This is a genomic window from Streptomyces sp. NPDC102258 (assembly GCF_055584685.1).
In genome coordinates, this window is the sequence record NZ_JBVJLO010000024.1 from 36,846 (window position 1) to 47,752 (window position 10,907).

Genomic DNA, 10,907 nt, shown 5'->3' on the forward strand with positions numbered 1-10,907 from the left:
GTCAGTGCTCCCCGTGGCGGGCGGCGGTCGCGGTGGCGGTGACGGCAGTGGCGGCGGCGGTGGTGGCGTCGGTGGTGCCCTGCGGCAGCCTGCGCAGGAGGACGGCGATGCGGACGCCCGGGACGCTGGAGGCGAGCAGGTAGTGCCCGCGGGGCCGCAGTTCGCCGGCCCGCTGCCGGTCGACCAGGTTGATCAGCGGGTCGGCGGCGAAGCAGTGGCCCACGCGCGGGATGTTGTCGAGGTAGAGCTGCTCGCGGGTGAAGCCCGCCTGGCGTTCCTTGAGGACGACGAGCGGCTGGTAGAGGTTGGGGTGGAGCACCCCCTGGATGTCGCCGATCTTCATCCCGGTCTCGTCCAGGATCCGCCGGTTGACCTCGCGGGCGAGGTCGGAGCTGATCTCGTTCGACCAGTCGAGGCCCGCCGGGTCCTGCGCGGTGGCGCCCGCGACGATCTCGTACGCGTCCGGGCCCAGCGGGTCGGCGCTGATCAGGCAGGAGGCGGCGCCGTCGCTGAAGAGGGCGAAGTTCTCCATGCGGACGGACTCGTCGGTGACCCGGTCGGTGGTGACGACCAGCACCCGGCGGTACATGCCGGCGGCGACGTACGCCTGGCCGGTGCGGATGCCCGCCAGGAGGTTGCCGCAGCGGCCGAGGGTGAGGCCGGTGAAGGCGGCGGCGCCGAGGCCGGTGGCGGCCAGCACGTTCTCCACGAAGGCGCCGTGGGTGCGCGGGCCGCCGGGGAAGCGGGTGGAGCACACGATGAGGCAGTCCACGTCCGCCGGGGCGGCGCCCGCGCCGTCGAGGGTGGCGCGGGCGGTCTCGGCGGCGAGGGCCTCCAGGGACTTGGCGGTGCGGTGGACCGTGCCCCAGCCCCACAGTCCGGCGCGGGGAGGCATCCCGAACTGGCGGGCCCGCTCGGCCAGGGCCTCGACCGTGGTGTGGTCGGCGGGCAGTTCGCCGAGGACGTAGCCCGGCGCGGAGAGGTGGACGGGGGCCGCCGCGGGTGACGCGGGGGCGGCGGGTGACGCGTACGGAAGGCTCACGGTGCCGGATCGCTCTCTCGGTCGGCGGGCGGGGCGGACGGGGCGGGGGCGGCGGAGATGGCGTCGGGGGCGGCGGCCAGGAGTGCGTTGGCCTCGGCGTACGGGAGGGCGTCGGCGGCGAAGCCGAACGTGCCGGACCCGGTGATCTCGCGGGCGGCCCGGACGAGGGCGCCGAGGGCGGCCCGGGACAGGGCCGAGCCGGTGCTGACGCGGCGCACGCCGAGGTCCCCGAGGTCGGCGACGGACAGCTTCAGCGCGCCGGTCATCAGGACGTTGACGGGCCGGCCGACGGAGGAGCAGACGGCGCGGATGGCGTCGGCGTCGGGGAGGGCGGGGGCGTAGAGCACGTCCGCGCCGGCGGCTTCGTACGCCTGGAGGCGGCGGATGGTGTCGTCGAGGTCGGGCAGGCCCTGGAAGAAGTTCTCGGCGCGGGCGGTGACGGTGAAGGGGAAGCCGAGCCCCTTCGCCGCCTCCACGGCGGCGGCGACGCGCTCGACGGCCTCGCCGAGCGGGCGCACCGGGTCGCCGTCGCGGCCGGTGGAGTCCTCGACGGAGCCGCCGACCAGGCCGGCGGCGGCCGCCAGCCGGATGGTCTCGGCGACGTCCTCGGGCCGGTCCCCGAAGCCGCTCTCCAGGTCGGCGGTGACGGGCAGTCCGGTGGCGTCGACGATCGCGGCCGCGTTGTCGAGGATCTCGGTCCGGCTGAGCCGCCCGGCGCCGTCGGGGCGGCCGAGGCTGTGGGCCAGCCCGGCGCCGGTGGTGGCGAGGGCGGGGAAGCCGAAGGAGGCCAGGATGCGGGCGGCTCCGGCGTCCCAGGGGTTCGGGACGACGAAGGGGGCGGGGCCGTTGTGCAGGTCGCGGAAGGTGACGGCGCGTCGGAGGCGGGCCGCGTCGGGGGTGCTGGTCATGGGGTCCTCGCAGGGTGCAGGGGTGCGTCGGCCGGTGGGTCTAGATCAGCTCAACGTACTCATCTCCGCTGCGGGCCGCGCCGGCTGCCGCGCGGGCCAGCGGGCCCAGGACGGCGGTGACCGCGTGCGGCCGGTCCTCGAAGTAGAAGTGGCCGCCCGGCACCCAGTGGTGGTCCGGCTCGGCCGCGCACTCGTGGGCCCAGGGGCCGAGCGCGGCGGGGCTGACGTGCGGGTCCTCGGTGCCGTTGACCAGGGTGAGCGGGACGGTGAGCGGCTCGGCCGGGTGGTAGCGGTAGCCGGCGACCATCCGGAAGTCGGCCAGCAGGTGCGGCAGGAGGAGTTCCTGGACCGCCTCGTCCTCCAGCACCTCCGGCGGCAGTCCGCCGAAGAACCGGACGGCCTCGGCGAAGGCGCGGCCCTCCAGGCCGGCGGCCTCGATCACGCGGGGGGTGGGCAGCAGGGAGGGGGCGGAGCAGCCGGAGGCGACGAGGCCGGCGAAGCCGCGTACGCCGTCGAGGCGGCGGGCGACCTCGAAGGCGAGGGCCGCGCCGAAGCTGTGGCCGAAGAGGAGGAAGGGCCGGTCGGCGGCGGTGGCGTCGAGGGCGATGGCGGCGGCGGCGCCGTCGGCGAGGTCGGCGAACGAGGCGGGGGCCGGTTCGCGGAAGCGGTGGCCGCGGCCGGGCGGGCAGACGGCGAGGATCCGGGCGTCGCGCTCCAGGGCGGGCTGCCAGCCGAGGAAGGTCCGGGGGTTGCCGCCGGCGTGCGGGAAGCAGTAGAGGCGGGCGGCGGGGTGGTCGGCCGCGAGGGGGTGGGCCGCGACGGGGGCGGCCGCGGCGGGGGCGGCTGCGACGGGGTCAGGGCCGGCCGCGGGCTCGGAGGTCAGGAACCAGGGGGAGGCAACCACGAGGATCAGCCATTCCTTTGCCGGTCGGTCGGTGGCGGGAGGGGAAGCAGTGCAGGACGGGCCCTGGTGAGGGATCAGTTCCAGCCAACGTCGTTGGTCGAGGTGGGGGTGGGGGCCGGGGTGGTGCCGGGCTGCGTGCTGTTCCAGCCGACGTCACCGGCGTCACCCGCCACGACGTGCGGGTTCGCGTGGTTCCAGCCGACGTCGCCGAGGCGCAGGTGGCTCGCGGAGTCGGCCGGGAGGGCCCCCTGGGCGGCGAGGCCGGTGACCACGGTGCCCAGGCCGAGGGCGATGCCCGCCGAGGCGAGTACCATGCGGCCTCGGATTCCCGAAACGCGCCCGGCCCGACGAGTCACCATGTGGTTCTTCCCCATTTTGCCCAGTCCCCTCAAGTCGTTTCGTGTTCGGTCATTCCAGGAACGCCAAACCGAGGCGGTTTCCGGCGGTGCTGATCTCCGGTGCGCCTTCTCGGTGTTCGTTCCTGCGGTGAGACCAAATCTCCCCTGCCGACTCGAGACCAGGTAGACCTACGATGGCTCCGGTTTACGCATTGCGGGAACCCACGGGGTCTAGACCGCCTCAAACAGCTGCATACCGGACAGACAAGGGGGGCACGTGGACGTAGTCAAATACGTCAAAACCGCACAGAGCGGTGCACCTGAAGCGCTGTGCGCGGCTGCGGCGGGGGAACCGCAGGCGTTCTTGCGGGAACTCGCAACGCACCTGGGCCTGCTGGCGCAGGAGGCCGCGCAGCAGGCCCAGCGGCCGGCGCAGGCGCAGGCCATCGACGCCGGTCCGGACGAGGTCGTCGTGGGGCCCGGGGTCCGCTACCTGCATGGCCTGGGCAGCATTTCGACGGCGATCAACGAGGCGCTGGGCTCGGTCCGGCGGGACATCCTCACCGCGCAGCCCGACGGGGCGCGGCCGAGCGCGGTGCTGAAGGACGCGCTGGAATCCGTACGCCGGCACATCTCGGCGGGGATCGCCATGCGGACCCTGTATCAGCACACCACGCGATTCGACGAGGCGACCAAGGAATATGTCCGCGCGGTTACGGAATACGGAGCCCAGGTTCGCACTCTTGAAGAATTCTTTGACCGTTTGATCATTGTCGATGATGTGGCGTTCATTTCGGCGAACGAGGACCGTACCACGGCGATCTCCATTACCGAACCGACGATCGTACGATTTCTCCGGGACACCTTCGACAAGGCCTGGGACCGGGCGAAACCCTTTCCCTTCGTCCCGCTGCACGCGGCGAAGGCGGCCGACGAGGTGGTCCCGGCGATCCGCGAGTCCATCAGCCGGCTGCTGGTGGAGGGTTACTCGGACAAGGCCATCGCCCGCCGCATCGGCATCAGCGAACGGTCCCTCCAGGCCCATATCGCCGCCATCAAGCAGGAGTTGGGCGCGCTCAACCGATTACAGCTCGGCTATCTGCTGGGCCGCAACGAAGCCACGTACGTTCTGTGAGGTGCTCCCCCTCCCGCGGATGGCCGCGGATGGCCGCGGGAGGGGGAGCACCGGCTCATTCCGCGGGCTGGACCGCCCGCGGGGCGGCGGCGCGGGGCCGCCTGCGGGAGACGGCGACGCCCGCCAGGCAGATCGCCCCGCCGAGCAGGGTCCACCAGCCGGGCACCTCGTCCAGCACGATCCAGGCGACGAGCACCACGACGGCGGGCACCGCGTAGGTGGTCGCGCCCATCTTCCCGGCGGTGGTGCGCGAGAGGGCGTACGTCCAGGTGGTGAAGGCGAGGGCGGTCGGGAAGAGGCCCAGGTACACCATGTTGAGGGTGGCGGTCAGCGGGGCCTGGGGGATCTGGTGGAACAGCTGCCCGGCGAAGGGCAGGGTGCAGGCGGTTCCGACGAAGCACCCGTACGTGGTCACCTGGAGCGGGTTCGCGTAGCGCAGGGCGGGCTTCTGCGAGACCACCCCGGCCCCGTAGGCGAGCGCGGCGACCAGGCAGAGCAGCACCCCGCCGAGGGAGGCGCCCCCGCCCTTGGAGGTGGACATGCCGACGACGGCGGCCCCCGCGAAGGAGACGGCCATCCCCGCCAGCAGCATCGGCGGGAACCCCTCCTTCAGCAGCCACCCGCTCAGCAGGGCGATCACCAGGGGCCCGATGTTGACCACCATGGCGGCGGTCCCCGCGTCCACGCCCTGCTCGCCCCAGTTCAGCGCCACCATGTACAGCCCGAACCACAGCACCCCGGACGCCAGGATCCCGGGCCACGCCTGCCTCGGCGGCGGCGGCACCCGTTTGACGAGCAGGACGACCCCGAGCGCGACGGAGGCCGTGAGGAGTCTGCCGAGCGCGAGCGCGCCGGGCCCGAAGTGGTCGGCGGAGGCGCGGATGGAGACGAACGCGGAGGCCCACATCACGACGGTGACGCCGGCCGCTAACAGAGCACGCTGATCGGTTCTGGATTCACCAGCCGTTTGATCCATCCCCCGATGGTGGCACCAAACCCCCCACGGAAAACCCCTGTTGTCCCCCGCCCCCCTCCCCACCGACCACTTCCGGCCCCTCCCCCACCGGCCCCGCCCCTCGCTCAGTCGTCCTCGTAAGGGTGCAACCGCCGCCCCAGCTCGTCGGCCCAGCCCCGGGCCCAGACACGCAGCTCGGTGGTCTCCCGCTCGGTGAGTCCGTAGGCGGCGAACTCGTCGTCGTCGGCCCAGTCCGCTCCGGCCAGGCGGTCGCGGAGGTCTTCCAGCCGGAATTCGTCCCGCCCGTGCCGCTCGCCGAGGCGCTCAAGGTCGGCGGCGGCACGGTGCCGGGAGGCGGCGTGGACGTCGATGAGGTCGCGCACGGCGCCACGGTCGGCCAGCGCACGGACCTTCGTACCGACGACGGAGTCGAAGGCGAGTACGGGCCCGTACTCGGTCTGCGCCGGGGGAGACCAGAAGTGCTCTTTGAGCACGTCGACCTCGCACTCGTCCCCGGTGTCCGGGTCGGTGGCCATCAGACGTGCGGAAAGGGCGTCGACGTCGAGCACCCGTACCCGCCAGCCGCGCATGATCAGTCCCCGCTCCAGCCCGGCCACGATCTCGGGCATCGGAGCGGGGTTCTCCGTGGCGACGTCGAGGTCCTGGCTGAGGCGGTCGACGAGGCCGTGGGCCTGGACGGCGTAACCGCCGGTGAGGACGAGGGGGTACGGGGCCCCGATGTCGATGACGGCGGTGAGGAGGCGGCGGTGCAGGTCGCTGAGGTTCACGCGGCGGCGGACACTGCGGTCGCGAGGTCGGGGAAGGCGTCCTCCCAGGCCTTCCGCAGGTGCCGGCTGATCAGGGTGCGCAGGACCGGCCACTGGGCGACGAGGAGGTCGCGGTCCAGCAGGGTGACGAGGTCCTCGCGCCGCCCCTCGGCCAGAACGGTGCGGTACAGGCCCATCCGCTGGCGCGGCCGGTCAAGGTCGTAGGCCCGCAGCCCGGACCAGGCGACGTGCAGCGGAACGCGGACCACGCCGTGCGAGGGACCGGCCAGCTCTTCCAGCGCGGCGGGCAGCCGGCCCGCGTACCGGGCGTACAGCACCTCGGCGGCCGTGGGAGCGGAATCGTGGGAGGGGACCGTGTCCATGCACCCGATTATCCCGCGCCCCGCCCGCCCCGGGTACCGCAGACGCGTCACACGCCCCGCCCTGGCTCCGCACGGGAGGCGGAGGTGAAGGCCGGGAGGTCCTCGGTGAGGGCTTGGGTGAGGGCTTGGTGGTGGTCGGTGAGGTAGAAGTGGGCGCCGGGGAAGGTGCGGAAGGTGAAGGGGGCTTCGGTGAGGTCGCGCCAGGCCATCGCCTCGGCGACGCTCGCGCGGGGGTCGCGGTCGCCGACGTAGACGCTGACGGGGGTGCGCAGCGGGGGGCGGCCCGGCGCGTGGCGGTAGGTCTCGACGGCCCGGTAGTCGGCGCGCAGCGCGGGCAGGATCAGCGCCCGGAACTCCGGGTCGGCCAGCAGCGCCGGGTCCGTGCCCGACAGGGCGGCCACGTGGGCCAGCAGGGCGTCGTCGTCCCGGAGGTGGACGCTCTCCGGCTCGCGCGCCGCCAGCGGGGAGCGCCGGCCGGAGACGACCAGGCCGCGCGGGCCCGCGCCACGGGCCTCCAGCCGGCGGGTCAGTTCGTAGGCGAGGACGGCGCCCATGCTGTGGCCGAAGAGGACCAGCGGCCGCTCCCGCCACGGCAGCAGGGCCTCCTCCACCCCGTCGACCAGCCCGGCCACCGTGTCGGGGGCGGGCTCGGCGAGGCGTTCCTGGCGGCCGGGGTACTGAATGGTGAGGACCTCGGCGTGGGCGGCCAGGGCCCGGGAGAGCGGGAAGTAGAAGGAGGCGTTCCCGCCGGCGTGCGGGAGGACGACGAGGACCGGCGCGTCCGCGGGGTGCGCCGCCGGGTGGAAGCGGCGGATCCAGGCGCTCCTGTGGGCGCGGTCGGCGGCGTTCATCGCGGGTCCTCGGGGAAGTGGTCGGCGAGCAGCAGCTTCTTCTGCGGTTTGCCCATGGCGTTGCGCGGCACGGCGGCGACGAAGCGGACCTCGCGCGGGCGTTTGTGCACCGACAGGTGGGCGGCGACGAAGTCGGTCAGCTCGGCGCCGGTGACCCCCTCGGCGACGACGAAGGCGACGATGCGCTGTCCGAGGTCCGCGTCCGGGACGCCGACGACGGCCGCCTCGCTCACTCCGGGGTGGTCCAGCAGGGCGTTCTCGATCTCGCCCGCGCCGATCCGGTATCCGCCGGACTTGATCATGTCGATGGAGGCGCGGCCCACGATCCGGTGGACGCCGTCGCGGGCGTCGACGGCCGCGATGTCGCCCGTACGGAACCACCCGTCCTCGGTGTACGAGGCCGCGGTGGCCTCGGGGCGGCCCAGGTACCCGGAGAACAGCGTCGGCCCGGTCAGCTGGAGCTCGCCGATCTCGGCGCCCGGCTCGGCGGCGATCCGGGTCCGGATGCCCGGCAGCGGGGTGCCGACGGTGCCGGGGCGGACCTCGCCGCCGGCCCGGCCGCTGAGGGTGATCAGCGTCTCGGTCATCCCGTACCGCTCGACGGGGCGGTGGCCGGTGAGGCGCTCCAGGTCCCGGAAGACGGGGGCGGGCAGCGGGGCGCTGCCGGAGACCAGCAGCCGGGCCCCGGTCAGCGCGGCGGCCGCCCGCGGGTCGGCGGCGACGCGGGACCAGACGGTCGGCACCCCGAAGTACAGGCTGCCGCCCGCCTCGGCGTAGGCCCGGGGCGTCGGGCGGCCGGTGTGCACGAGGCGGCTGCCGGTGCGCAGGGCGCCGAGCACGCCGAGGACCAGGCCGTGGACGTGGAAGAGCGGGAGCCCGTGCACGAGGGTGTCCTCGGCGGTCCACCGCCAGGCCTCGGCGAGCGCGTCGAGGTCGGCGGCGAGGGCGTCGGCGCCGAGGACCACGCCCTTGGGCGGGCCGGTGGTGCCCGAGGTGTACAGGATGAGCGCGGGGTCGCCGGTACGGGGGGCGGCGGGAGTGGCCGGGGCGGCGGCGCGCCGGGCGAAGTCGACGTCGAACTCGACCGCGCCGGAGTCCTTGAGGATGTGCTCGCGTTCGGCGGGCCCGGCGTCCGGCGGCAGCGGTACGAACGGCACCCCGGCCAGCAGCGCGCCGACGACGGCGGCGACGGTCTCCAGGGAGGCGGTCGCGGTGACGGCGAAGGCGGGGGCTCCGGCGACGTCGGCGGCCACGGCCCCGGCCGCGCCGAGCAGTTCCTCGTACGAAGCGGTGCGTCCGGCGACGCGTACGGCGTCCGCGCGGTCGCCGTACGTCCCGTCAAGTGCGGTCAGCACGCGGCAACTCCCTGTCGGTGGTGGGGAGGCCCAGGCTACGCGCCGCCGCCCTGCCCCCACCCGCGCGCCCCCTGCCCCCGGTCGGCGACGGGGCAGGGGGCGCGGGGCGGCTTCGGCGGCGACCGCGGCGGCCGCGTGCGGCGGAACGACGGTTAGATCACGCCCTGCGCGAGCATCGCGTCGGCCACCCGCTCGAAGCCGGCGATGTTGGCGCCCGTCACGTAGTCGCCCGGGGCGCCGTAGCGCTCCGCCGTCTCGTGCGCGACCGCGTGGATCGACCGCATGATCCCGGCGAGTTCGTCCTCCACCCGCTCGCGGCTCCACGCCACGCGGCCCGCGTTCTGCGCCATCTCCAGCGCGCTGACGGCGACGCCGCCCGCGTTGGCGGCCTTGCCCGGGCCGAAGGCGACGCCCGCCTCCTGGAAGAGGTGCACCGCCTCGGGGGTGGTGGGCATGTTCGCGCCCTCGGAGACCGCCTTGACCCCGCTCGCGATGAGCGTGCGCGCGTCCTCGGCGCCCAGCTCGTTCTGCGTGGCCGACGGGAAGGCCACGTCCGCCGCGACCTCCCAGACCCGGCCGCCGCGCACGAAGCGGGCGGAGGGGCCGCGCCGGGCGGCGTACTCCTCGACGCGGCCCCGCTCGACCTCCTTGATCTGCTTGAGCAGCGGCAGGTCGATGCCCTTGTCGTCGACCACGTAGCCGGACGAGTCCGAGGCCGTGAGCGGGTTGGCGCCGAGCTGCTGGAGCTTCTCGATCGTGTACAGGGCCACGTTGCCGGAGCCGGAGACGACCGCACCGAGCCCGTCGAGGGACTCCCCGCGGACCTTCAGCATCTCGGCGGCGAACAGCACGGAGCCGTAGCCGGTGGCCTCGGGCCGGATCGCGGAACCGCCCCAGCCCTGGCCCTTGCCGGTCAGGACGCCGGCCTCCCAGCGGTTGGTGATGCGGCGGTACTGGCCGAACAGGTAGCCGATCTCGCGGCCGCCGACGCCGATGTCACCGGCCGGGACGTCGGTGTGCTCGCCGATGTGCCGGGACAGCTCGGTCATGAAGGACTGGCAGAAGCGCATGACCTCGGCGTCGGACCTGCCGTGCGGGTCGAAGTCGCTGCCGCCCTTGCCGCCGCCGATGCCGAGGCCGGTCAGGGCGTTCTTGAAGATCTGCTCGAAGCCGAGGAACTTCACCACGCCGATGTCCACCGACGGGTGGAAGCGCAGACCGCCCTTGTACGGGCCGAGCGCGCTGTTGAACTCGACGCGGTAGCCCCGGTTGACGTGCACCCGGCCGTGGTCGTCCGTCCACGGCACCCGGAAGATGATCTGCCGCTCGGGCTCCAGCAGGCGCTCGACCAGGCCGGCCTCCGCGTACTCGGGGCGGGCCGCGAGGACGGGTCCCAGGGTGTCCAGGACCTCCCGTACGGCCTGGTGGAACTCGGGCTGCGCGGGGTTGCGGCGCTCGATGTCCGCCCGCAGTGCGTCCAGCCTGTCCTTGGGGTCGGTCACGGTCAGTTTCCTTCCGACGTCGGTCATGGGTGGGGCGTGCGGGCCCAGGCGGAGGGTACCTCGCGCGAATCGCGCTCCGGCAAAGCCCCTTGGGGGCACTGGACCGGCCGCGGGCCCCGTCCCACATGCCGGGACGCGGTGCCCGCGAACCGTAGGATCGGCCCGCACGGAAGGTTCCCGGCCGTTGCCGGGGCACGGGGGGAGGCGGTTGCGTGGAAACGGCACGGTTCGCGTCACTGATCGCGGCGACGCTCGCCATGGGCCTGGTCAGCGGCCTGTTCTACGGGTTCCAGGTGGCGGTGATGCCCGGCCTGCGCGGCGCGGAGGACCGGACGGTCGTCGAGGTGATGCGGCGGATCAACACGGCCATCCTGAACGGCTGGTTCCTGGCCGGCTACCTCGGCTCGCTGCTGCTGACCGCTCTCGCCCTGGTACTGCACCTCCCGGCGGACGGCCACGCCGTACTGCCGCCGCTGACCGGGGCCCTGGCGGCCTGCGTCCTCGCCATGGCCGTCACGGGCCGGGTGAACATCCCGCTCAACAACGCCCTGGAGGCGGCGGACCGGCTCGCCGACCCGGCCGCCGTACGCCGCGCCTTCGAGGCCCCGTGGGTCCGCGCCAACCTCTGGCGCACCCTGCTCACCACGGCATCGACCGGCCTGCTGGCCTGGGCCCTGGTCCTGTACGGACGCTCGCGCTAGGGGCGGGCGACCGGGCCGGCCCGCCGAGCACGGGGTTCAGCCGCCCGCGAGCGCGGCTCCACCGGG

The 10,907-nt window shown here is 74.1% G+C and carries 12 protein-coding genes; 2 read left to right on the forward strand and 10 right to left on the reverse strand.

The window, feature by feature from the left end; all coding sequences use genetic code 11:
- Position 1: 1 nt before the first annotated feature.
- From ACZ6ZT_RS30655 to ACZ6ZT_RS30670, 4 genes are all read right to left on the reverse strand, one after another.
- Positions 2-1,042 (reverse strand): beta-ketoacyl-[acyl-carrier-protein] synthase family protein, encoded by a 1,041-nt coding sequence (locus ACZ6ZT_RS30655; protein WP_469723405.1) that lies wholly within the window; start codon positions 1,040-1,042, stop codon positions 2-4.
- On the reverse strand, positions 1,039-1,950 hold the full coding sequence (locus tag ACZ6ZT_RS30660) for an isocitrate lyase/PEP mutase family protein (RefSeq protein WP_469723406.1): 912 nt from the start codon (positions 1,948-1,950) through the stop codon (positions 1,039-1,041). Before ACZ6ZT_RS30660 ends, ACZ6ZT_RS30655 begins: the two co-directional genes overlap by 4 nt.
- A 40-nt stretch (positions 1,951-1,990) precedes the next feature.
- The gene (locus ACZ6ZT_RS30665; protein WP_469723408.1) at positions 1,991-2,854 is read right to left on the reverse strand and encodes a thioesterase II family protein; all 864 of its coding nucleotides are present in this window, start codon (positions 2,852-2,854) and stop codon (positions 1,991-1,993) included.
- Between the two features lie 74 nt (positions 2,855-2,928).
- A complete protein-coding gene (locus tag ACZ6ZT_RS30670; protein WP_469723409.1) occupies positions 2,929-3,168 on the reverse strand; it encodes a hypothetical protein in 240 nt (79 codons plus the stop codon).
- 301 nt (positions 3,169-3,469) lie between these two features.
- Here ACZ6ZT_RS30670 and ACZ6ZT_RS30675 point away from each other — a divergent pair, with 301 nt between their 5' ends.
- Positions 3,470-4,327: a helix-turn-helix transcriptional regulator gene (locus ACZ6ZT_RS30675; protein WP_469723411.1), complete on the forward strand. Its 858-nt coding sequence runs from the start codon at positions 3,470-3,472 to the stop codon at positions 4,325-4,327.
- 55 nt (positions 4,328-4,382) lie between these two features.
- Here ACZ6ZT_RS30675 and ACZ6ZT_RS30680 read toward each other — a convergent pair whose 3' ends face one another.
- The 6 genes from ACZ6ZT_RS30680 to gdhA all read right to left on the reverse strand — a co-directional run bounded on the left by ACZ6ZT_RS30680 (position 4,383) and on the right by gdhA (position 10,167).
- The gene (locus ACZ6ZT_RS30680) at positions 4,383-5,303 is read right to left on the reverse strand and encodes a DMT family transporter (RefSeq protein ID WP_469723412.1); all 921 of its coding nucleotides are present in this window, start codon (positions 5,301-5,303) and stop codon (positions 4,383-4,385) included.
- Positions 5,304-5,407: 104 nt separating this feature from the next.
- Entirely contained in the window at positions 5,408-6,070 is a 663-nt protein-coding gene (locus ACZ6ZT_RS30685; protein ID WP_469723413.1) for a nucleotidyl transferase AbiEii/AbiGii toxin family protein, read from the reverse strand.
- Positions 6,067-6,432 (reverse strand): hypothetical protein, encoded by a 366-nt coding sequence (locus tag ACZ6ZT_RS30690; protein WP_469723414.1) that lies wholly within the window; start codon positions 6,430-6,432, stop codon positions 6,067-6,069. Before ACZ6ZT_RS30690 ends, ACZ6ZT_RS30685 begins: the two co-directional genes overlap by 4 nt.
- A gap of 47 nt (positions 6,433-6,479) precedes the next feature.
- Positions 6,480-7,283 (reverse strand): thioesterase II family protein, encoded by an 804-nt coding sequence (locus ACZ6ZT_RS30695; RefSeq protein WP_469723415.1) that lies wholly within the window; start codon positions 7,281-7,283, stop codon positions 6,480-6,482.
- Positions 7,280-8,638 carry an AMP-binding protein gene (locus tag ACZ6ZT_RS30700; protein WP_469723416.1) on the reverse strand — a complete coding sequence of 453 codons (1,359 nt, stop codon included), beginning with the start codon at positions 8,636-8,638 and terminating at the stop codon, positions 7,280-7,282. The genes ACZ6ZT_RS30695 and ACZ6ZT_RS30700 overlap by 4 nt, the downstream gene beginning before the upstream one ends.
- A gap of 152 nt (positions 8,639-8,790) precedes the next feature.
- Entirely contained in the window at positions 8,791-10,167 is a 1,377-nt protein-coding gene (gene gdhA / locus ACZ6ZT_RS30705; protein ID WP_469723418.1) for an NADP-specific glutamate dehydrogenase, read from the reverse strand.
- 185 nt (positions 10,168-10,352) lie between these two features.
- Between gdhA and ACZ6ZT_RS30710 the strand changes: the two genes are divergently transcribed.
- The gene (locus tag ACZ6ZT_RS30710; RefSeq protein WP_469723419.1) at positions 10,353-10,841 is read left to right on the forward strand and encodes an anthrone oxygenase family protein; all 489 of its coding nucleotides are present in this window, start codon (positions 10,353-10,355) and stop codon (positions 10,839-10,841) included.
- The last annotated feature ends 66 nt before the right edge of the window (positions 10,842-10,907 follow it).